Source organism: Alphaproteobacteria bacterium SS10, from assembly GCA_019192455.1.
Taxonomy (GTDB): Bacteria; Pseudomonadota; Alphaproteobacteria; order TMED2; family TMED2; genus TMED2.
In genome coordinates, this window is record JAHCML010000003.1 from 1,470,805 (window position 1) to 1,491,310 (window position 20,506).

Annotated in this window: 20 protein-coding genes and 1 tRNA gene; 11 read left to right on the forward strand and 10 right to left on the reverse strand. The window is 58.3% G+C overall.

All coding sequences use genetic code 11. The annotated features are described in order from the left end of the window. Position 1 precedes the first annotated feature (1 nt). Entirely contained in the window at positions 2-883 is an 882-nt protein-coding gene (galU, locus tag KI792_07155) for a UTP--glucose-1-phosphate uridylyltransferase GalU (GenBank protein ID MBV6632794.1), read from the reverse strand. 104 nt (positions 884-987) lie between these two features. Beyond that, complete coding sequence (locus KI792_07160; protein ID MBV6632795.1) at positions 988-1,872, reverse strand: AAA family ATPase; 885 nt, start codon at positions 1,870-1,872, stop codon at positions 988-990. A gap of 658 nt (positions 1,873-2,530) precedes the next feature. On the opposite strand from KI792_07160, the gene KI792_07165 reads away from it, so the two are divergent. The 5 genes from KI792_07165 (at position 2,531) to KI792_07185 (ending at position 9,816) form a co-directional block, all read left to right on the forward strand. Beyond that, positions 2,531-4,765 carry a hypothetical protein gene (locus KI792_07165; protein ID MBV6632796.1) on the forward strand — a complete coding sequence of 745 codons (2,235 nt, stop codon included), beginning with the start codon at positions 2,531-2,533 and terminating at the stop codon, positions 4,763-4,765. A gap of 172 nt (positions 4,766-4,937) precedes the next feature. Then, on the forward strand, positions 4,938-6,740 hold the full coding sequence (locus KI792_07170; GenBank protein ID MBV6632797.1) for an AAA family ATPase: 1,803 nt from the start codon (positions 4,938-4,940) through the stop codon (positions 6,738-6,740). A gap of 301 nt (positions 6,741-7,041) precedes the next feature. Continuing rightward, complete coding sequence (locus KI792_07175; GenBank protein ID MBV6632798.1) at positions 7,042-7,464, forward strand: hypothetical protein; 423 nt, start codon at positions 7,042-7,044, stop codon at positions 7,462-7,464. A gap of 221 nt (positions 7,465-7,685) precedes the next feature. Then, the gene (locus KI792_07180; protein ID MBV6632799.1) at positions 7,686-7,913 is read left to right on the forward strand and encodes a hypothetical protein; all 228 of its coding nucleotides are present in this window, start codon (positions 7,686-7,688) and stop codon (positions 7,911-7,913) included. Positions 7,914-7,986: 73 nt separating this feature from the next. Further along, positions 7,987-9,816 (forward strand): ribonuclease J, encoded by a 1,830-nt coding sequence (locus KI792_07185; protein ID MBV6632800.1) that lies wholly within the window; start codon positions 7,987-7,989, stop codon positions 9,814-9,816. A 19-nt stretch (positions 9,817-9,835) separates the two neighbouring features. Here KI792_07185 and KI792_07190 read toward each other — a convergent pair whose 3' ends face one another. Further along, entirely contained in the window at positions 9,836-11,059 is a 1,224-nt protein-coding gene (locus tag KI792_07190; protein MBV6632801.1) for an FAD-dependent oxidoreductase, read from the reverse strand. A gap of 263 nt (positions 11,060-11,322) precedes the next feature. On the opposite strand from KI792_07190, the gene KI792_07195 reads away from it, so the two are divergent. The 3 genes from KI792_07195 (at position 11,323) to KI792_07205 (ending at position 14,748) form a co-directional block, all read left to right on the forward strand. Beyond that, positions 11,323-13,443 carry a YjbH domain-containing protein gene (locus KI792_07195; protein ID MBV6632802.1) on the forward strand — a complete coding sequence of 707 codons (2,121 nt, stop codon included), beginning with the start codon at positions 11,323-11,325 and terminating at the stop codon, positions 13,441-13,443. 33 nt (positions 13,444-13,476) lie between these two features. After that, a complete protein-coding gene (locus tag KI792_07200; protein MBV6632803.1) occupies positions 13,477-13,740 on the forward strand; it encodes a hypothetical protein in 264 nt (87 codons plus the stop codon). Positions 13,741-13,845: 105 nt separating this feature from the next. Then, positions 13,846-14,748, forward strand: a complete 903-nt coding sequence (locus KI792_07205; GenBank protein MBV6632804.1) for an HAD family phosphatase — start codon at positions 13,846-13,848, stop codon at positions 14,746-14,748. A gap of 16 nt (positions 14,749-14,764) precedes the next feature. Here KI792_07205 and KI792_07210 read toward each other — a convergent pair whose 3' ends face one another. From KI792_07210 to infA, 6 genes are all read right to left on the reverse strand, one after another. Continuing rightward, positions 14,765-15,070 (reverse strand): hypothetical protein, encoded by a 306-nt coding sequence (locus tag KI792_07210; protein ID MBV6632805.1) that lies wholly within the window; start codon positions 15,068-15,070, stop codon positions 14,765-14,767. Between the two features lie 119 nt (positions 15,071-15,189). Next, positions 15,190-15,265: transfer RNA gene (locus KI792_07215), tRNA-Phe, on the reverse strand. Between the two features lie 103 nt (positions 15,266-15,368). Beyond that, positions 15,369-15,590, reverse strand: a complete 222-nt coding sequence (gene yacG / locus KI792_07220) for a DNA gyrase inhibitor YacG (GenBank protein ID MBV6632806.1) — start codon at positions 15,588-15,590, stop codon at positions 15,369-15,371. A 22-nt stretch (positions 15,591-15,612) separates the two neighbouring features. Next, positions 15,613-16,686: a ribonuclease E/G gene (locus KI792_07225; protein MBV6632807.1), complete on the reverse strand. Its 1,074-nt coding sequence runs from the start codon at positions 16,684-16,686 to the stop codon at positions 15,613-15,615. Beyond that, positions 16,683-17,261 carry a septum formation protein Maf gene (gene maf, locus KI792_07230; protein MBV6632808.1) on the reverse strand — a complete coding sequence of 193 codons (579 nt, stop codon included), beginning with the start codon at positions 17,259-17,261 and terminating at the stop codon, positions 16,683-16,685. The genes KI792_07225 and maf overlap by 4 nt, the downstream gene beginning before the upstream one ends. Positions 17,262-17,324: 63 nt before the next feature. Further along, on the reverse strand, positions 17,325-17,543 hold the full coding sequence (gene infA / locus KI792_07235; protein MBV6632809.1) for a translation initiation factor IF-1: 219 nt from the start codon (positions 17,541-17,543) through the stop codon (positions 17,325-17,327). A gap of 153 nt (positions 17,544-17,696) precedes the next feature. On the opposite strand from infA, the gene KI792_07240 reads away from it, so the two are divergent. Together KI792_07240 and KI792_07245 are read left to right on the forward strand one after the other, a co-directional pair. Then, complete coding sequence (locus KI792_07240; GenBank protein ID MBV6632810.1) at positions 17,697-18,164, forward strand: hypothetical protein; 468 nt, start codon at positions 17,697-17,699, stop codon at positions 18,162-18,164. A 44-nt stretch (positions 18,165-18,208) separates the two neighbouring features. Continuing rightward, positions 18,209-19,066 (forward strand): prepilin peptidase, encoded by an 858-nt coding sequence (locus KI792_07245; GenBank protein ID MBV6632811.1) that lies wholly within the window; start codon positions 18,209-18,211, stop codon positions 19,064-19,066. An 81-nt stretch (positions 19,067-19,147) separates the two neighbouring features. Here the strand turns inward: KI792_07245 and KI792_07250 are convergent, their stop codons facing one another. Then, positions 19,148-19,783 carry a hypothetical protein gene (locus tag KI792_07250; GenBank protein MBV6632812.1) on the reverse strand — a complete coding sequence of 212 codons (636 nt, stop codon included), beginning with the start codon at positions 19,781-19,783 and terminating at the stop codon, positions 19,148-19,150. A 148-nt stretch (positions 19,784-19,931) separates the two neighbouring features. Between KI792_07250 and KI792_07255 the strand changes: the two genes are divergently transcribed. Continuing rightward, positions 19,932-20,438 carry a hypothetical protein gene (locus KI792_07255; GenBank protein ID MBV6632813.1) on the forward strand — a complete coding sequence of 169 codons (507 nt, stop codon included), beginning with the start codon at positions 19,932-19,934 and terminating at the stop codon, positions 20,436-20,438. The last annotated feature ends 68 nt before the right edge of the window (positions 20,439-20,506 follow it).

Consider the following 20,506-nt stretch of genomic DNA (forward strand, 5'->3'; position numbering starts at 1 on the left):
CCTACCCCTCCGCCATAAGCAGATCAGATGTCATGCGGCGCACATCCTCGGCCAAGTCTTCCCTCGCCAGGGCAAACGCCAAATTGGCCGCAACGAAACCAGCCTTGGTTCCGCAATCATAGCGGGTGCCGGTAAAGCGGAAGCCGTGGAATGGCATCGGGCCGATCAGCTTTGCCATGGCATCGGTAAGCTGGATTTCACCGCCTGCACCGGTCTCATGGCTCTCCAGCATCTTGAAAATTTCTGGCTGCAGAATATAGCGACCAATGATTGAGAGATTGGATGGCGCATCGGCGGGGTCTGGCTTCTCAACCAAGCCGGTCGCGCTGGCCAGGCGGCCATCATCCTGATCAACATCTAGAATGCCGTAGCGATTGACCTGGTCGCGCGGCACTTCCTCTACGGCCACCATGTTGCCACCGGTATCGGCATAAGCCTCAACCATCTGCTTCAGTGCAGGCTGATCACCGAGGATGACGTCATCGGGCAGGATAACCGCGAAGGGCTCATCACCAACGAAGTGGCGTGCGCACCAAACCGCATGCCCCAGGCCAAGCGGTACATGTTGGCGGAAGATTGCGAGGTCACCGGCGGTAATCTCTGTTGCCTTTGCGGCCTCAAGCTCGGCCGCCTTTTCGCGCCGCTCGAGAGTTTCATAGAGCTCCGCATGGGTATCGAAATGATCTTCGATCAGGGTTTTGCCCTGGCTCGTCACGAAGGCAAAGCTGGTGACGCCAGCGGCCCTCGCCTCCTCAACCGCATATTGGATCAGTGGCTTATCAACCAGGGCCAGCATCTCCTTGGGCATTACCTTGGTTGCTGGCAGAAACCGGGTTCCCAGGCCTGCTACCGGGAAAACCGCCTTACGCACCGGTCGTGTCATGAGAAGCTCTTTTAAGCGTGCTTGGTCGACCGGCATGGTCGCCGAATGGCGCCGGTCATCGACCCCTTAGTGATACCGCGCTGCGGTCCTGGCCACAACCGGGCTTAGTTCGCGACGGGTCGGAACTCCGCAAGCGGCGGTAGTCGGATTTGGTCGATCAGGCTGCGCACCTCTTGCCGGGCCGCCACATGGGACATGTTGAGGGCAATCTCACCATCCTCAATCAAATCGAGGAGGGTAAGCCCCTTCAGGTAGAGTTCCCGGAAGATCACCCGCTCACCAAAGCCGGGGGCCTGGCGGAAACCAATTCGCTGGCCCAGCCGCTCAAGGATCTGCGCAATATCGCGCTTATTGCGAGCATCAATATGGCCCAGGCGATTGCGCATAACGATCCAATCGATTGAACCCCGATCCCGCATGGCACGCCGCTTCCGTGTCTCCCAGACCAGTTCCGAGTAAACCGAGGGCCGGATCACGGCGAGGGTTTCCGGGTCCACCGTCGCCAGCAGATCCAGATCGATGAAGCTGTCATTCATCGGGGTAATCAGCGTATCCGCATAGGAATGGCCGTGGCGGCTTAGATAATTGTCAGAGCCCGGCGCATCGATGACCAACACATCATGATCCATGGCCAGTGCTTGGATGGTGTGATCAAGGGCGGAACGCTCCTCGGCTTCCATCGCCTCACGGGTATCAGCCTCAGATCGGAACACGGCGCGATGGGTTGGGCACGGCAGATCCCCACCAGTGGCATCACGTCGGGCAACCCGGCGCTCGAAATATCGGCTCAACGTGCCTTGGCGGGCATCAAGATCGATGGCACCGACCCGGTAGCCCTGGCGCAGTAGGCCAACGATTACATGCATGGCCGCCGTGGACTTACCAGAACCGCCCTTCTCATTGCCCAGGACAATGACATGGCAGCCGGCGACGCCGCCGCCGCCTTGATTGGGGTTGGTACGGGGATCAAAAGCAGGCGCTAAGCGCATAACAAACCACTAAATCCAAACAAAAAACGATCCTATCGCTGTGCCGCAAAGCAGGCGATCAAGGCAAGGATTAGCAGTGATATGTGGAGGAAATGAGACGCCGGGTATGGCTATCTCCCGTAACCATAACCCGGCTTCAGCGGCTGAAAGGCAGAGACAACCGCAATTTAGTCCCAATTAGAAACTCGTTCAGAAAATCGACCGTCCCCCAGAGGTGCCGTCGGTAGGGGGGATTGGGTTGGCACCTCTTTGGGGGTCGAGTCGGGCGATTTTTCCGAGTTTGGAGCCTGGGGGTTGGGGGTGATGGCCCGCAAAAGCTCGGATACGCCTGAAACGCCATCGTGATCGCTATGCGTTACACGACTTTGTTAAGCCGAATATGACAGTGACGATAGAAAGCGGGAAATAGTTTCTCAGAATTATCTAATCAACCAAAAAATGTTTTCCCGCTGGTAACCAGACATCCGGCACCCCCAATATCTAGTAGCCAGCAAGCGCGCAGACACAATTTATCCACCGAAATCTGCGAATCGTTGGATTTCTCGCTTCCGACTCGCTGATTTCCAATGCTACATGTTGTGCACACATGGCAGATAGCCACAAATTGTAGTGGGCCGAGCATAGGTTTTCGGCCACTTGGCGAGATTGAGGTGCCGCAATGGCCAGCATTCTAACCCCGCAAGATGTCGACCGTCTGATCGAGAGCTGTGTCGCCAGCTTGCCCGGCGAACCCAATGATCCCCTGCGTCTACATCAAGAGAGCGCAACCGAGCTTCTGATCGATGAGCTTGCTGCCGCCCTGAGCGCGCGGGTCGCCCCGGACCTGGTTACCCTGGAAGAGCGACTGGCCGCCGACCTTGAAGTTGAGCAGCTGCCACCATGGATGACCCGGTCGCGGGTGGTCTTGGTCATGCGTGACGCCGCACAAAACCCAGTGTTCCAAAAAGCCATGGAACGCCTGCCCGCCGCCCAGCGTTATCGTCTCTATGGTGATTGGGGTAAGCTTGCCGCTTCCCTCTATCGTGATTTCCCGGATGAGCAGATCGCCGGCAAGCCAGCGGTTGCCCTCAATCTCCTTGCTGGTCAGTCCAAGCCACTTCGTAAGGCATTGGGGCAAGCCCTCAGCATGGAACTCGAAGGGCGGCAGCGTCGTTCTTGGTTTGATGGCCTGCGCAGCATGGTGGCCAGCAGCCAACCAACAGCGCCCCGTCCGGCGGCTACACCGCGCCGCATCGGCACCGCAAAGCCTGCCGCCCAGCAAGCCGCCAATACGGCTGAGCAGCAACGCGCAGCGTTTGACCCAGAGGCCGGTATCCGCCGCCCATCTGGCACCCCCCGCCTTGGCCGAAACAGCAAGAAGGCTGCTGCACAGCCAGCCAAGCGCGTCGCAATGGCTCGCACCACCGCAAAACCACAGCAGCGCCTCGCGCCACCAGTGCAAGCGGCTGCGCCAGCCAAGCCAGCCCCACAGGTTGCACCGCAAGCGAAGCCAGCCAAGGCACCGGCAATGCCAACCCGTCTTGCCAGCGATAAACCACAGCTGGTCCAGCCAGTTCGGGCCAGCCAGCCCGTGGCGATGCAGAAGCCGCGCCCAGCAGCCGCTGCCACGGCCAAGCCTGTTCCTGCCAAACAGAAGAAGCGTGGCCTCCGCGCCTTTGAGGCGGGCATCGCCGATCAGTTTGAAGCCCGAGGTCTGGCACCAATCGCCGTCACCGCCGCTGCCACCGCAGCCATTGTGATGGCAGAGCGGGTGCAGAATGGCGACGCGCCCGACTTCTATGAAGTTGAGTATGAGGTCATGGCCCGCGCCGGTGAGGCCGTTGCACCTGGTGCTGTGCGCACCTGGACCTTGCATGCCTTTATGGAGTGCATGCGCGACGATTGGTTCCGTGAGCTGTTCCATGCCCTGCCAAGCCAGGCGCGTGCTGAGACCGTCTGGGTTTGGGCCAAAGCTGCCGCCGAATGGTTCGATGTACCCGCCAAGCTGCGTGAATTCTGGGTCCGCTCCCTCTCCGGTGGTGATCCCGTCTTGGCCGCTGCTGCCGCTCGCGCATTTGCTGCAAAGACACCACAGCTACCAACCCGTCCGGTTGCCCCACCGCTGGCCCCAACCCCGCCAGCTGCCGTGATGCACAGCCAGCAAGCAAAGCCAGTTGAGGGACCCAAGGCGCCACCAACGCGGGTTAGCGATGCCGGTGTGATCGGCTACCAAACCAACTCACTGCCCGCCGCCGCCGTTCAGACGGCACCAGCGACGGTAGAGCAGGCACCACTCCCGGCCGCAGCCATGCAGTTGATTGAGCAGCAGGCCAATGCCGTGTCTGTTACGCCAACCGCACCAACAATGCCGGTGGCCGCCAGCATGCAAGAGCCTGAAGCCCCACAACAACCTGTGGAGCCCATGGAAGCTGAGGCGTTGCCACAGCCACCGCAAAGCATTGCCAGCACGGCAGATCACCAGCCACAGCCAACCTTCCGGCCACCGCTAACCGCGGCCTCTGGCGCGGTGCGTGCACGCCCTGCCCTCACCGGCATGGCACAGTCCCCATCAGTGGATACAGCACCGCAGCCGGTTCCAGCCTCGGCCATGTCACGGCCAACGGTGCCGACACCGCCATCGGTTACGGCACAGCCATTGATTGAGCGGCAAACGCCGCGCGCTGAGATGCGTGAAGAGCCACGGCAAGAGATGCCAACGCCGCAAGCGATGGCGCAACCGCAGGCAAGCCCGCTGCCTAAGCGGACCCCGCGTGCGCCACTTCGCACAAACCCATCCAGCACCACCGGTGCCTTGGGTTCGGCGGAAATCTATTACGGTGCGCCGGGTTCGGCCGGGTCCCCACAGGTGCCACGCGATTTGGCGCAAATGGAGACAATTGGCAGCGGTGACTGATCCGACCTTAGGACCTTGTTTGCACAAGAGATAATGGTCAATTGCGTTGCCTTGTCACAAAAGCTTCTTAAATCAGAGGCTGCAACTTTCGGCTGAAGCTGTTGTTTTATTAGCAGAAATTGGGCGTTTTCTCCCACTGCCCGCTCCTCTTCTGGTTGAGTAAAGACAACAGATGCCCGATGACGGCAGGCAAGTAAGTGGCGATTTAAGCGACCCGTTCGGGCAATCGAACGGCATCGATCCCGAGCGCAAAGCCGCGCTTGAGAAGGCTGAGCAATTCCTTGCTGAGAACGCTGATAAGCTACTGCACAGCGTTACCGCCCATCACAGCACCTTCACCGCTAATGAGCTGCACTCCGCCCTGATGGATCGCCGTGACTGGCAACCACCGGAGCTGGTGAAGGATGTCCGCAGTAGCCATCTTGTACGTGAAGCAATTACCACCGGCCTTCTCTCCGATATGAACCGGGTGATTACCTACCCTGGCACTGTCTATGATTTCGGCGACGATTATAAGACGCGCTATACCACTATTGAGCTGCAAACGATGGAGCAGCAGATCCTGCACGCCGCACGCAGCTGGTCCAATCAGCCTGGCGCTGGGGTTCGCCGCGATACTGTTGATTTGGCGCTCTCAAATTACCGCGCTGAGCGTGAGGCCGTCGGCAAGAAATACAAGCTGGAAGGCGATATCGAGGATGCGATCCGCAAATTCGTTGAGCCTGCCCGCTACCGCTTCCTTCACGGTAATCCGGGCGCTGGCAAAAGTACGGTCATCAATATGGCCGTTCGCGCCCTCAAACAGGCCGGCCATAGCGTCCTGATAACCGCCCAGCCAACCCAGCTCATCCGCACCCTAGAGCGCGAGAGCGGGCATAAGGCAATGCCGCTGCACCAAGTGCTCGAGACCCTAGAATCTATTCGCGACCCCGCCCTGGCGCCAGAGCTTGGCCTACAGCGTGGTGGCATGCTGATTGTCGATGAGGCCGCGATGAGCGGCACGCGGGAGAAGTTCCGCATCATGCAGGTTGCCGCCAAACACAACCTTTCAATCGGCGATATTGGCGGCCTGACCCAGATGAAGGCGATTGCCCCCGGCGATCCCCTACGCGCAATTGCTGAGGACCCAAACACCCGCATTATCCGGCTTGAGAAAGTCCTACGTCAGCGTAAGGAAAAAGATAAGGAAGCCACCCTCGCGATGGATGAGGGCAATGCCAAGAAGGCATTGAAGAACTACGACAAGCGCGGTCGGATAAAGTTCACTAAGGACCCGGTTGAGCAGGCGGCAATTGCCTACACTGAGTGGCGGGTGAAGCCGATAAATGACGGCAAACGCGGTGTGATGTTCACCCTGGACCGCAAGGTGAACCACAAGGCCAATCAGCTGGCCCGTAAACACCTTAAGGAAGCTGGCTATCTAAGCGACGGTGTCACCATTCAGACCCATGATGGTGAGCGTGAATTCTCACTTCAGGATCGGGTGCTGTTCCGGGAGACGATCACCCCGGATCAGAGCATGAGTGGCGGTCGAATCACTAAGGGTGCTGTTGGCACAATTGAGGCGATTGGCCCCAATCATATGACCGTTTTGATCGATGGCGAGGATTCGCCGGTTACCATTAAGGTGAACGAAGGTATTCGCCTTAACCATGCGTATTCATTGACATTATCCCAGCCGGAACCACCCGCCTGGGAGGAAGGTCACATGATGGATTCGCCCCAAGGCGGCGCTTTAGATTCCACCTTTCCTATTATTACGAGAGAATTGGATCATCCGCAGGCAAACGTAATGATCACCCGGCACCAACGGGCCATGACATTGTTTGTCGATAAGCGGGTCTACAAAGACCTGGATGCGCTAGCAAAAGACGCATCCCATTTCGAGCCGGAGGTTACCGCGCTCGCTTTGGCGAACTGGCGTAAGCGGGACGCCAACGACACCGGCCCCGCACCCGGTGGAACGAGAACCTAATACCCAGCGGCCTTGGTTCAGCCGTGCAACAGCCGATGGAGGCATTCTCGCTGCAATGCGATAATTTGGATGGACTCTTGCCGGAATATCCGTGTATCTGGCCCGCGAGTTGGGCCGAAAGATGATCGGTTCATGGCCATCTTGTGACAGACAAGAGTGTTACAAGCCCTGGCTTTTCCAAACAGTCCACGCCAGCTTATCCACCGGGCAACAAGCGTTTCGTTTGTAAGCATATAAATTTCCCGGTTGGTCGAATGGCCCATTTAGCGATACAAATGTGTCCCTAGGCAGGAGAACTTTAATGTCTCTGATCAACGATAATGTCTTCGAAGGTTACGGTTGGCGTAGCTTCGACATGCAGATTGGCCGCGCACAGTTTGAACTGGATCGCATGGCGGCAGCTGCCGATTACGATTTCCGCGAGAGCCCACAAACCCTCGCCCGTCGTCTTCAAAATGTTCTGACCATGCTCGCCGCATGCCGCTCTTACGCGTGTAATGCTGCGCACCGTCTGGCCGCCCAATCTGGTCTTGAGCCAGAAGGCACCCGTGAAATGATGTCGATCCGTGCCTCACTGGCCGATATCGTAAACGCGGTGAACCTGACCGGCGCTGCAAGCTGCGAGACCTATCGCCATCGCCTGAACATCATCGGCAATCGCGTGTCCCGGATTCAGGACGATCTGCAGATGCTCGAAGATGGTGGTCTACGCGACGCGAGCTAATTTTTCGCATTTCGCGATAGTGTAGCGACACCTTCTTACAAAAAACTTTCGAAGCGCGTGGGAATTTCCTGCGCGCTTTCGTTTTGAGTTGGGAACATGACAGCGTTACGTAAATGGCATGGCGGTTGACGAGTTTTAGTCGATCGTTACACCATCCATGGTGACCCCATGATGATCGTAGTGGACCAAGGATTAGGGCCATGCCCAGAGCGGTAAAACGCATGACTTGGAAGGATGAGGACGAGATTGTTCGCGCCCTCGAATTCCACCACCCGCGTATCACCCGCATCGGCCTCAGCGATGAGGCGATGGACCAGTTGATCCGAAACCTACCCGGCTTTGTCGCTGGGCGTGGTCCTGACGATCCATCCATCTACCAACGGTTGATCACCAAATGGATCGACCTGGATGAGGATGAGGGCGACAGCCAATGGGATGCCTACACGTGACATGAACCCCCGCCGGGTCCCTGGTTCCATCCGTCCGGTGACCCGACAACTGTCATGATAGAGCCCCGATTTTATGCCAAAGCGCCATCGCAATCAGAATAATCACCGGAACAACCGTAATCATGGCCGCCGTGGCCGCAAAGGCCGCCGCCATGAAGAGCAGGCGCCAGAGATGGAAGCGCAAGAGCCCGTGACGCCGATGCCAAAGGCACCGCCACCGGCACCAGTTTTTGACAGCCCACGGCCAGAAGAGCTCGCCATGAAGGGTGAGATGACCTACGCGCCAAAGGGTGGCAACAACCCCGAAGATATCGGCGCCAACTCCGGTATCCTGCGCTATGACCCCGCCAATAAGAGCCGTAAGCCAACCGTGCTGCGGATCGATAACGGCACCAAATTCGCCGATCCTGATGGCCCCTATGATGCCATCCTGGCCGATAGCTCTGATGAGGGCGTGCCAGACGCTGAACTCGTCGGCCACGCGCATGAGGATCACATCGGCGCCTATGCCCACGATTTGGCTCGTGGTGCCGAGGTTGCGCCAGTTGTCTACGCCACCCCAATCACCCAGGCCTTCATGGAGCAGAGCTTCATAAACCTGAATGTTGATCGGGCGAAATGGCCAGAGTTCCGGACCATCAAGCCGGGCGAGCCATTCCAAGTCGGCGATGCGTATATCATGCCGGTCCCAGTGAGCCACTCGATCCCAGGTTCCGTTGGTTTCGCGATCTCAACGCCGTCCGGCACCATGGTCCACTCCAGCGACTATAAGGCCGATCAAACCGGCCCTATTGGCCCCTGGTTCGATAAAGAGCAAACGCCAGGCCTGATTGCCAAAGCGCTGAAGCGCTATGGCCATGAGCGTGTGGACGTCGCCACCATCGACAGTACCCGCGCCTATGTTGATGGCTTCACCCCAACCGAACAGACGGTGAAAAACGCCACCAGCCAGGTTGTCTCCGAGAGCGATGGCAACCGCGTTGTTGTCGGCGTGATGGGCCGTAGCCTCGAGCGTATTCTGAACCTCGCCAAGGTCGCCGCTGAAAATGACCGCCATCTGGTTGTTCACGGCAAGTCCCTGCTCAACTCGCTTCAGGTGCTCGTCCGCGCCGATGAGATCGAACGCGGTATTGAGCTGAAGACCCAAAATGGTGGCGGCCGCCGCAGACGCGCGCAGGTGAACACCGATCTCAACAAGATCAACGACATCCTAAGTCGTAAGGTTGGCAGCTCGGTCCGCGTCGTTGAGGGCCGGGACCAGGCGCTGGATCAAATTCCAGACTCCAAACAGCTGGTGATCGCTACTGGCACCCAGGGTGAGACGAATGCCGCCCTGCCCCGTGCCGCCCGTGGTGACAACCAACACCTGGTGCTGGGTCCAAACGATGTGGTCATCCGCTCTGCCTCGGTTATTCCAGGTAATGAAGCACCGATTGCAGGCATGGATGCTGGCATCAAGGCACAAGGCGTCAAACGACTAGTCACCACCGAGGAAGCGCCAGTGCACTCCTCCGGTCATGGCTATGCCGCCGATGTGGACGAGTATCTAGAGGCCGTGAACGCACGGGTCGTTATTCCAATCCATGGCTCCGTTGAGCTGATGGAAAAGAATGCTGATCGTATCGAGAGCCGCGCCGGTGAGCTGGACCTAGAGGTTCTGAAGATGCGCAACGCTGACCGCCTGACCATTGGCGAAGAGGTGAGCGTGTCCCCAACCGATAAGCCCGCCCAGTTCATTGGCGTGCGCAACACGGTTGAAGATCCGCATGATGCGCAGTTCTACAAAAAGTATGTCTACGAGCCCGTGGATGAGAACGAGAAGCCGCTTGGCCCAGCCGTCGATCCTGCTGCTGATATGTCAGCGGCCAACGACCTTCAGCGTCGCCCAGGCCGTCGGGCTTAAGCCAGACTAACCAGCCAGCCTAATCAGCCCGCGCCTCAAGGCGTGGGCTGCGAAGGCTGGGTTCCGGCGCCCCATCAGGCCCAAAGTCACCATTGAATAGACTGGTCTCGGCGGGTTCGCCGAGCGCCTCGGCCGCGCCTAACCTACCCAACTCATCACCACATTTTGCACCCACGCCATTACCGCCGGTCAGCGCGACGATGCGATCTGTCTGATGATAGATTAGTGGCCGCAGAGTTTTGGTAAACGAGGTCACACAGCTGGCTGAGGAGACCGAGCGATAGCGAAGGTCCGGCATGAAGCGCAACAACTGTTCGACCTGGAAATCCCTTACTTCTAGATTTCCGTCGCTACGGAACCATTCGGATATCTCTGCATTGCTTTGCAACAGCTGATCATCCGGGTCCCCACCAATCTTGATGTAGATCTTGCCATCCGGATAGCGGACTGGCGGCAAGATATAGGGGTTAAAGGACATATCCGGCGGCTGGTAGATCAGCGACGGCATTGCCTTAAGCCGCTCAGCCTCCACATCATCAAGCTCTAGAAACGCAACTGTTCGCGCGAACACATCCATTTGGATGGGCTGCGGCAGCAATTCCCGCGAGAATGCCCCAGCGGCAACGACCACCTTGCTGGCTTGGAACCGCTCACCGTTCACACAGGTGACAGTGACGCCCTCTGGTGCTTCTTCAAGCTGCGAAACCTCTGCATCGACCCTAACGGCGCCAGCGGCCACTGCGGCCTTACTCTCCGCCGCCACATGCCCACGCGGATTGATGTAGCCTGCCCCCCTAGGCTCCCAAAGGGCATAGACATCATCGGGAAATGAGAAGATGGGGAAGTTTGCTGCCAACGCCTGGTTATCGAGAACCGAAAACTCAAGCCCCCGCTCCAATCCGACTGCTTCAGCTCCCTTAAAGTAAGCTGAGCCATCGCCATCGGATGGACCAACCATTAACGAGCCAACCTCGTGGAAGAAGCTCTCGCCCCCCTCCCGCTCAATCTCAGCATAGCGGTGAATGGCGCGGGCACTAACGGTCGCCCAACCGGGCCTTGGATCCAAGTGCCGGGTAATGCGCGCCTCATCATAATGACTGGCAAACACCCCCTGATGCCGCCGTTTATCGGCTGGCTCACCAGGGCCAAGCAGTAGTACCGAGGCATCAGACTTGGCCAGGTGTCGAGCCGCTGCCGCCCCCATCAGACCAGCACCAACCACTATAAAATCAAAGGCTTGCATTAATTCTCTCAAGCAAAGCTTGGTAATCGATCGCTGATGCTAGCAGACCAAAAATCCAGCCGCGAGGTGATGTGGCAAACTGCTTTGTCCATACGGTTTGCCCACAGCTAAGCACTTATACTATTGTGCATATTAGAGATTAATGATGATGGGGGTTGCAGCCCTATCAATGGGTCGGCGCCCATTGATGATCTGGGGCTGCACGACGGGCGGCAATCGTTACGGACAGACCAGCTGGTGCCTTGGCACCCGTCCCTTCAGCCATGGCCGATTTGGGGCGCCGATTGCTCACGGGCGTGATGATCCTGGCACTTAGCGGGTGCCAGGCGGTTTCTGGCGCGGATAGTGCGCCCTCGGCTGAACCCTGGTTCCGTAACACCGCATCAGACAATCCGGTGACCGAGCTTGGCCGGATCGGCGCCATCCGCACCCCTACCGCCCGCATGGATCCGGCCGGGACAATCCGGGTGCATGCGGCACGGCGGGAACCCTATTGGGTCGCCGGCGTTTCAGTTCAGCCCCTGGAGAGGTTGGCCCTCACGCTCCGCCGAACCCGGGATGATCGCTCACCAGATCTACGTGGCTTTGAGTTTAGCGGCGGGCTGGATGCCAAATTCCTCCTCCGCCATGAGGGAGAGATTGCGCCACAGATTAGCCTCGGCGTCGATGCCATCGCCGGTAACGGCATCTTTGGCTCTGAGTACCTGGTGGCCAGCAAGCGGATTGGCCCCGTCGATCTAAGCCTTGGCATGGGCTGGGGCCGCCTGGCCGGCGCTGGGCCTCTCACCAACCCGTTCAGCGTCATCGGTGGCCATTTCAAACGGCCGGAGCGGCGGCAGGAACCAGACCGGGGTGAGGATTTCTGGTTCACCGGTGACCGGCTCGGCCTCTTTGGCAGCGCCGTTTACCGCCTGCCCTTCACCCTGCCCTGGGTCAAAGAACGGCATCGACCAAAGCTAATTCTGGAATATGACAGCGACCAGTTCTGGGCAGAGCGGCGCTTTGATCCTGATTTTGACCTTGGCAATATCCCGGTAAATGTCGGTCTCTCCACCCCCTTGGGCCAGGGTTTTCAAGCCGGGATCGCCGTTGAGCGGTTCAAGACCATCTCAGCCCGCCTATCCTGGTCCTGGGACGCCACCAGACGGCGGAAGCCACTAACTGGCCTAGGACTGCCGATAGCAGCGTCAACCACGCTGGAGGAGCCGGAGAAGCCCAGCATCGCCACCCCTAGCCAGGCAGTATCAGCAAATGGCCGCCAATGGCTTGATGCAGGTACCATCTCCGCCGAGGAACTGGCCGCCGAAATTCTGGGTGCTGGCATTGAGGGCGCGGCTGCCAATCCCCTGGATGATGATGTGACGGTGGGTTTGCATAGCCATGGTGTACCCACCCTTGGCCTCAGCATGGCATCGGCTGATTTGCGCGACCTTGCGAACAATACCGGCTCAGCCAATGAGGTTTGGCAGAATGCCGAGCGCAGCACGTTACAAACCCTGCCACCAGATACCGGTGGATTCCTGGATCGCGCCAGCCTCAACATTCGACCAGAAACCACCATCGATGCCTTTGAGGCCTCAACCGCCGCCGTTGCAAGGCAGAGCATTGTGTTGGATGGGCAGTACCGCCGCGGCAATACAATCTATGGTGCGGGCCTGCGGGTGAACCTCGCCGATAATCTTGATCGGCTAGAGCTTGATCGGGCGGTTATCTCGCTACCGGTGCGCAGTGATTTGGCACTCTTCGCTGACAACAGTTTCTGGTTGGAAAACGCCTATATCGGCAGCTTTGACCATGTCTTCCCGGACCTTTATCTGGCCGGCCTAACCGGCATGTTTGAAGAGCAATATGGCGGCCTTAACGCGCAGCTTCTCTACTGGCCCCATGATGCGAAATGGGCAGTCGGCGGCCAGTTCAGCCAGGTGTTCCGCCGCAACCCGTTCAACACGTTGGAGTTCCAGGAAGACGTGGTCGGCACTGGTGAGGTGTCGGGTTACTACCAGTTCGGCGGTGGCACAGTCGGCAAGATGTCAGTGATTAGCTATCTGGGCACCGAAGCAGGCCTGCGTTTCGATCTGGTCCAGCCGCTGGGTTATGGCTGGAAACTTGAGAGCTACCTTGCCTTCAGCGATGGGGAGGATCTAGCGGCCAGTGGCGCCGTTACCTTTGCCGAGGTTGGCGGCGCCGACTTTGGTGTCCGCCTCACAGCCCCGCTGGCCAGCCTGTTTGGTGGCCGGGTGAAGGTTGCGCCAGAAGTAAATGTCCGGGCGCTGGGTCGGGATCAGGCGCAACGCCTACGGGTGCCAATTGAGCTTTATGATCTCGTCGCACCAGCGCATCAGAGCACTGTGATACGATCCTGGCCAGGATTGGGACTGCACTAGCCCCCTACCCCTTGAGGACAACCGAGATATAGCATGGCTAAGCGTCAGGATAACGAGCCACCAGCGGGTAAGCGCCAAGCGCACCACCAGGCCGATGAAGCGGACAAGCAAGGGCCCCGGGCCATTGCCCTTAAGACCGAGTTGCTGGTCGGGCCGGTTCTCGCCTTTGCTGTGGGCGCGGTCACAATCGGTGGGTTCCTGGCCTATATCGGCAGCGGGTTTGGCACGATCATGATTGGCGGCTTAATCGCCGGGGTTGTGATGGCCGTTGGCACCAGTGTCGTTGCCGGGATTTAATCCCTGCCAGGGTTGCATGCACACAAATGGAAATAGTGTTTTGTGTTTCCCTGGTGCAAGATATCGTCAAAGCATAGACCGGTAACCGCTTAGAATCCTTCGATTATGACCAAGCGCCGATACAAAGCAGCCTTCTACGATGTTGATGGGACCCTCATCGACAGCGAGCAGGTCGGTAAAGACGCGTTCATCAACGTGGCGGCCGGCTATGGCAAGACCATCACCTCGTCGCAGTTTGATGAAACCACGGGGATGAGCGCCGGTGACCGGTTCAAACTGTTCTTTGGCGATGGCCAATTTGATGGCCACCAGAAAGAGTTCGAGGCCCAGACCAAGGCCTATGTCGCTGAGCGCAGCAATCAGATTGAGGTGCTGCCTGGCGTCCCGGCCATGTTCCAGATGATCAATGACCGGCACATGTTTCAGGCCGTGGTCACCAATGCCCGGGAAGAAACCTCCTGGACCAAGGTTGACCGGATTGGCGAGCTACAAAATGGCCTGATCTTTCGGATCACAGCGGGCCAGATGACCAAGAAGAAGCCGCATCCCGAGGGATATCAGAATGCCACCCGGAAGATGCAAGGTGCCTTTGGTGTCGACCCGTCCGAGATCATTGTCTTTGAGGACAGCAAAACCGGTGTTGAGGCCGCAAAACGCGCGGGCCTGACCGTGGTGCAAATCATCAGTGATGAGAATGAGCGGTTCGACAAGACCAGTGATATTCAGCCCGACCTAGTGCTGAACGGCATGGGCCGGTTATCCGAGCTCAAAAAGCTTGAAGCCTTTATTGACGCGGGCCCAATCCTCGAGCCCGTTGGCCGCCCAAGCGAGCCCTTCCGCCCCTTCATGCTGGATAACCTACGCGTGCTGGGCAAGGCCGAGAGCGAGGCCCAGGATCGCGCCGTGGCCCTCCGTGACGCGGCAGCAGCAAAGGGCGAAGAGTTCGACCCGCTAGACTGGCTAAAGCGCCAGCGCGAGGGCAAAGCCGAAGCCCCCAAACCGAGTTGAGCTGCGCTGTTTCGGATCAGAACGGGATCTTTCCGTCATCGGTCCATTTCGGCACATACATCAGCCAATCGCCTGGGATGGTTTCCTCTAGCGCCTTGGGCACGATTAGGAAGTGAAGCTCACCCATTTCCTCTTCCACACCATCGACATACTCGTATTCCCCCCGATGCCGGGCCAGCCAATCATCGATTGCATCCCGAACGCGCTGGATCTTCGCCTGCTCATGCTTGGACAGATCGTAATCATCCTCAATGAACAGGGTGATCCGTGAGGCGCCCTTGAACTTGTTCAGGCGCTCAGCGGTTTTTTGCGTACGGTTCATGGTTCTACCCTCGAATAGGTCAGCATAGCCTAGCGCTGGGCGCAGAAAGCCAATACGTCACCACGTGCCCGATCGATGGGGCAGCTGGCCGGACCAATAAACGGAGTATTGTGGGGGGATGGTGCCCAGGGGCGGATTCGAACCACCGACACGCGGATTTTCAATCCGCTGCTCTACCAACTGAGCTACCTGGGCATCTAGGGCTTGGCCCGGGCGAACCATGTCGCCGCGCCAAACGCGAACCGCCTTATAGAAAACCGGCCCCGGCCTGTCCAGGGTCTAGTCGGCCTCTAGCTATCTAATCTTCCTGAATGATGATCGGGCCGTCATCATTGGCTGGTTGCCGTGGCCGTTCATCGCCCCGTCGCTGGCCGTCATGGGCGGCCTCATCCCCTACCGGGATGGCGTAATCTTCATTCAGCCACTTGGCGAGATCGAGCTGCGCGCAGCGTTTCGAACAGAAGGGTCGAAACTGATGTACGGTCGGCTTACCGCAGGTTGGGCATTTAGCCTTACTCATTCAGATTTCATCCAATCGGGAGCTAACCTGGCGAATGCGCCAGAATTTCATGCAACATGGGCCAACGGCGGCTGATCGACAACTCCAATAAACCGCCACGGCTGACACCATGAACCGTCGCCGCCATATCCGCCTGCTCAAGGTAGTTGGTCATGGCCTTCTTTACCTCGGCCGGGTCGATGCCTCTTGGCAAGTCGATGACGATCGAGCCGCATAGGTTGCGCAGCTGGATTTGCCTCACCGCCTCCAACAGGCCGGCATGGCAATGCTCAAGGCTCGCCAGGTCCATATCAATGGCGATCAAAGCCTCTGTCGGCTCAATACAAAGTTGGCCACCATCAAACGGTGCCACCGCCTGCTGCAGTTCATATTGATGGCGATCGAGATCTAGGCGATCACCTGCCTCTTGCTCAGCCCTAATCGCCTCGCTTGGTAACAGCGCCGCCATCTTGTTCATGGTCTCGTCGCTAAGCTTGGCATCAAGAATGACGTCGACCGTGTCAGGCTCAACCACCATCTCTTGGAAGATGCGAGCGGGTAAGCTCATGGCTGGACGGGTTGAGCTAGTCCAGTCAGCCAGCAAGCGCTGTGCCTCCGCTAGAACGGTGGTGGGCTCAACATCCAAGGCATTATGACGAATGATCCAGCTGCCTGCCTCTTTCTGCATCTCCGCCACTAACGGCTCGACCGCACCCGCGGCCATCCGATTGGACAGCTTGACGCCCCGCCCCTTCGGATCGCGCAACACGAGGTAACGGCCAGCGGCACTGATCTGTGCAGTGCCCCGGGCTGGCTTCTGACGCCCTGTACCCGTGCCGCGTTGGGGGGCCGCAATGATCTCGATGGGCAGAGTAGCAATCTCTTGGCCAACACCACGGGCGGGCACCTGAACGGCCCCTTCCCCAGGAACCTCGACGGTCAGCGACCCCATGGCACTGTTTCGCCCATTAATCGCCCCCTCAACAATGGCACCGGGATAGAGGCTGGGCGCTGGGTCCGGCATCAACCAGAACTGGCGCAACCGCCCCCCAGCCTGAAACAGGGCAGCGCGAATAGCTTCGCCAACCGGTTCAATAATCAGGGTTGGGCGTGTCATTTGACGGCCAGCCCATGAAGCATCTGGGAAACCTCAAATAGCGGGAGGCCGACAATGCCCGAGTATGATCCGGCAATCTGGCGAATAAACGCCGCTGCATGCCCCTGAATTGCATAGCCGCCAGCCTTACCAAGCCCCTCACCACCGTCGACATAGCCCTCGATGTCGGCCTTGGTGAGCCGTTTTACCGAGACGCGGGAGCTGACGCATCGACGTGTCATCTGACCAGCCCCTGTTAGCAAGGTAACCGCGCAATGCACTTGATGGGCACGACCGGATAGCAGCGCCAGACACTCACGCACGGTCTGGGCATCCTCGGCCTTAGGCAAGATGCGACGGCCTAAGGCGACAACCGTATCGGCCGCGAGAATGACCTGGCCCGGCTTGGTCAATTGATGGGCATCACGAACGGCCACCGCCTTCTCATCCGCAAGGCGGATCGCGTAACGGCGGGGTAGTTCTCTCGGATGGGGTGTTTCGTCTAAATCGGCGGCCAGAACCTGTGATGGCACTTGTCCAATCTGTTCCAGCAGGGCTAAGCGGCGCGGTGATGCCGATGCTAAGATTAGTTCCATGGGGTTACCTCCATGGTCGCCCGCGCCGTTGCAGTCTTCATCGACTGGTACGGCAAGTCCCGCTTACTTAAAGCGGAAGGTGATGCGGCCCTTGGTCAAGTCGTAAGGCGTCATCTCAACGGTTACGCGGTCACCGGCCAGCACGCGAATACGATTCTTACGCATCTTGCCTGAGGTGTGCGCCAGGATTTCGTGGTCATTATCGAGCTTGACCCGGAACATGGCGTTCGGCAGCAGTTCGACGACGGTACCGTTGAATTCAATAAGATCTTCTTTGGGCATTAATCACGCACAGTTGGTTGATCGAGGGGCAATGCAGCGAACCCTTTGATGCTGCACGGCCTGCCTGTAGACTTGGATCACAGGTGTTTAAGAGAGTTCGGCCCAAACAACCAGTGTAAAGATTGGTTTTTAGGCCAGTTGTTGGGGTTTTAGATGGATAAGCTGAGACAAGCAATGCTGACCGTGGCGATCCTAGGGTTTGGTCTAGCGATCGGCCTTAGCCATCCGTCAATTGCCCATGCCGATACCGATGCCGAGGATATGGCGGAGGATTTTGGCCGCGATATGGGTGGTGCCATTGCCTGTGGCGTGGACCAGTCCCGCATCTTTGACCTTGAGCAGTATCATATTGAAGAGCTTCGCAACGCCGCTGAGAGCGCGCGCGACTATGTTAGGGCGCAAGACAAGTACCTTGAATTAACGGCCAAGACGAAGCGGCGAGGCCCAAGTGAGGGCTGTGATGCCATCCGCGCCCGGCTCGAATCGCCTGAGCTGCGTCAGGTTCGCGAACTTGGTGCCCGTGTTGAGTCGTTGGAAGCGCTTAGCGCCCAACAGCTTGAGTTACTGCTGAAGCAGCAAGAGCTGCTGCAACAACAGGTTGACCAACAGAACCAGCAATAATCCCTGCTGCCGCCCCAGTTATCTGAACAAGAGCCTTGCTAACCATGACCGAGTTTCTCGACGCGCTGCATTTTGCCCTGGCGCAACCACCGATCCTGATCACCTTCTCTGCCCTTCTAGGCCTAGTCTTTGGTGGGTTCTCCACCGTTGCTGGTGATCGGCTTGGCCAGCTCGCTGTTGCTGAGGATGAAGGCATCGAGCTTGAGCAGGAAATGGGCCTTTGGTGGCCGGCTAGTCGATGTGAGAACTGTGGCCGCCCATTGAGCGCCATTGAACGTGCGCCCGGTATTGGATGGTTCGCGGTCAAGGGCCGCTGCAAGCAATGCGGATTTAAGGTGCCCGTCTCGGCCCCTATGGCGGAATGGGGCTGTGCCGTTCTATTTGCCTTAATCGCCTGGAAGTTTGGACCGACCTGGTCGACCCTTGCCTACATGTTTGCCGGTTGGAGCTTCATCGCCATGACCCTGGCTGATGTGAAGCATATGGCACTGCCCGACCGCCTGACCCTTCCGCTGCTCTGGGTTGGCCTGTTGGCATCAGCCCTGAACATCACGCCTGTGCCGCCTGATTACGCCATCATGGGCGCAGCCGCTGGCTTTGGCTTCTTATGGCTACTTCAAGAGGCCTATTTCCGCCTGCGCGGCATCATTGGCATTGGTGGTGGCGATGTAAAACTACTGGGTGCGATTGGCGCCTGGGTGGGCATTGAATACGTGTTCTTAACTGCCGTCTTTGCCGCTCTGCTAGGGCTGCTGGTCTTTGCCGTTCTCGGCCTCCTGCGCCTTTACCAGGACCAGCATAAACCCTTTGGCCCAATGCTGGCCGCGGCTGGCTGCTGGGCAACCTTGCGGCCTGAGGATATCCAAGCCGTCTTGGATTGGATGGCGACGCTGGTCACCTAGAACCACAGCTAAAACCCAGCCAACAAAAAAGCCGCCGGTCGTAACCAGCGGCTTTCTTTGTATTCGTATTGGTATCGAGACTTATGCAGTCTTGCGAATGGTCTCTTCCACACCTGGAACACCACGCTCTGGCACTGCCTGTGGCAGAAGGATGCGGGTATCAACACCACGTGCTTCAATCGACACCACAGCGTCTTTGTTGAACAGGGACGCGATCTGGCGTGGGCCGGTCAGTGGATCATCAATCCGGTAGACAATGACGTCTAGGTGGTTGAACTCTGGCTCTTGGTGCAGGCGACCGATGAAGTCTGGGCGCTCACACACGAAACCAGCGTGACGGAATGGGTCAGCTGGCTCTAGGCCCATCTCTTCAGCGTAACCATCAAACTTCTGACGGCAGATGTCTTCGAGTGGGCGGGTAATCCGATCCAGATAGAGGAAACGGAAGTTCTCGAGCTTCTCTGGGCTCACCCGGCCATACGGCATCTTACCGATTTCAACTTGCAGGGTAACGGTTGCGAAACCAACGGTGTCACTCTCCCAGCGCTTACGGAGGCGTGAAAGCTCTTCCAAAGCGTCGCGGAACCCATAAAGGGTGGTCAGGCCACCGGATGGTGGTAGGGCGCGTGGGGGGAGTGGAACATCGGCCAGGGTAACAGACTCTGGCATGTTTCGCCGGTTGTAGGTAAAGAAGGCGGTCAGCGCGACAGTCGACATGTTGTTCAAATCCTTGGGCTTCGATCGGCACCATTACCGAATTGCACTTCTTCCTCGTGTTTGTTCACTGTTATTCACCAGTGGGGGCAAGGCCGTGCAGCTCGATGCGTTGTATTGTGTATAGAAAGCAAGTTTGAAAGGACAAAGCATGATCCCGAAGGATCGACCGGTTACCGGCCATGATTTAGAGGACTTACGGGAGAAGCTAGCCCTGTCTGTCACTGACCTTTGTTGGCTTTTCGGCCTCTCAATGCCCAATTGGGGAAAGATCAAGAAAGCCGGCGGCGACCCGGTTAAAGATCCCGCTGTGGCATTGCTGGCACGGTTTCTCGACACCTATCCAGAGGCTTGCCCCATTCCGCGGCCACCGGAGCCGGGTGATGTGGCCGACCGCCTGCCGGAGTTGTCCCGTAAAACCCTTGGCATCGCCCTTGGACGTGAGGCCTCCGCCGGTTACCGCTGGGTTGTCCAGGGTGGCCGCACCTCCCCGATCCTCAACCGCCTGCTGCTGATCCTGTCCTTGCACCTGGATGATCACGGCCAGCGCGCCTGGCAAGAGTGGCAGACCCTGGTGTCCACCGAAGCCTCTGCTCGCGGCATTGAGAATATCTGGCGGAGTGGCTCTTGGCGCCAACGTGCTGCCAACGACGCCTGATCCGATCAGGCTTACAGAATAGAAAAAGGCCCGGGCGGATAACCCGGGCCTTTTTTCATGTCTTGGTG

Bases quoted from the DNA above. Each gene is read 5' to 3' on its own strand.
- KI792_07225 (MBV6632807.1), bottom strand. From the start codon at position 16,686: ATGACACGCCCAACCCTGATTATTGAACCGGTTGGCGAAGCTATTCGC.
- KI792_07205 (MBV6632804.1), top strand. From the start codon at position 13,846: ATGACCAAGCGCCGATACAAAGCAGCCTTCTACGATGTTGATGGGACC.
- KI792_07170 (MBV6632797.1), top strand. From the start codon at position 4,938: ATGCCCGATGACGGCAGGCAAGTAAGTGGCGATTTAAGCGACCCGTTC.
- infA (MBV6632809.1), bottom strand. From the start codon at position 17,543: ATGCCCAAAGAAGATCTTATTGAATTCAACGGTACCGTCGTCGAACTG.
- galU (MBV6632794.1), bottom strand. From the start codon at position 883: ATGACACGACCGGTGCGTAAGGCGGTTTTCCCGGTAGCAGGCCTGGGA.
- maf (MBV6632808.1), bottom strand. From the start codon at position 17,261: ATGGAACTAATCTTAGCATCGGCATCACCGCGCCGCTTAGCCCTGCTG.
- KI792_07160 (MBV6632795.1), bottom strand. From the start codon at position 1,872: ATGCGCTTAGCGCCTGCTTTTGATCCCCGTACCAACCCCAATCAAGGC.
- KI792_07165 (MBV6632796.1), top strand. From the start codon at position 2,531: ATGGCCAGCATTCTAACCCCGCAAGATGTCGACCGTCTGATCGAGAGC.
- KI792_07180 (MBV6632799.1), top strand. From the start codon at position 7,686: ATGACTTGGAAGGATGAGGACGAGATTGTTCGCGCCCTCGAATTCCAC.
- KI792_07200 (MBV6632803.1), top strand. From the start codon at position 13,477: ATGGCTAAGCGTCAGGATAACGAGCCACCAGCGGGTAAGCGCCAAGCG.
- KI792_07185 (MBV6632800.1), top strand. From the start codon at position 7,987: ATGCCAAAGCGCCATCGCAATCAGAATAATCACCGGAACAACCGTAAT.
- KI792_07250 (MBV6632812.1), bottom strand. From the start codon at position 19,783: ATGTCGACTGTCGCGCTGACCGCCTTCTTTACCTACAACCGGCGAAAC.
- KI792_07175 (MBV6632798.1), top strand. From the start codon at position 7,042: ATGTCTCTGATCAACGATAATGTCTTCGAAGGTTACGGTTGGCGTAGC.
- KI792_07190 (MBV6632801.1), bottom strand. From the start codon at position 11,059: ATGCAAGCCTTTGATTTTATAGTGGTTGGTGCTGGTCTGATGGGGGCG.
- yacG (MBV6632806.1), bottom strand. From the start codon at position 15,590: ATGAGTAAGGCTAAATGCCCAACCTGCGGTAAGCCGACCGTACATCAG.
- KI792_07210 (MBV6632805.1), bottom strand. From the start codon at position 15,070: ATGAACCGTACGCAAAAAACCGCTGAGCGCCTGAACAAGTTCAAGGGC.
- KI792_07245 (MBV6632811.1), top strand. From the start codon at position 18,209: ATGACCGAGTTTCTCGACGCGCTGCATTTTGCCCTGGCGCAACCACCG.
- KI792_07240 (MBV6632810.1), top strand. From the start codon at position 17,697: ATGGATAAGCTGAGACAAGCAATGCTGACCGTGGCGATCCTAGGGTTT.
- KI792_07195 (MBV6632802.1), top strand. From the start codon at position 11,323: ATGGCCGATTTGGGGCGCCGATTGCTCACGGGCGTGATGATCCTGGCA.
- KI792_07255 (MBV6632813.1), top strand. From the start codon at position 19,932: ATGATCCCGAAGGATCGACCGGTTACCGGCCATGATTTAGAGGACTTA.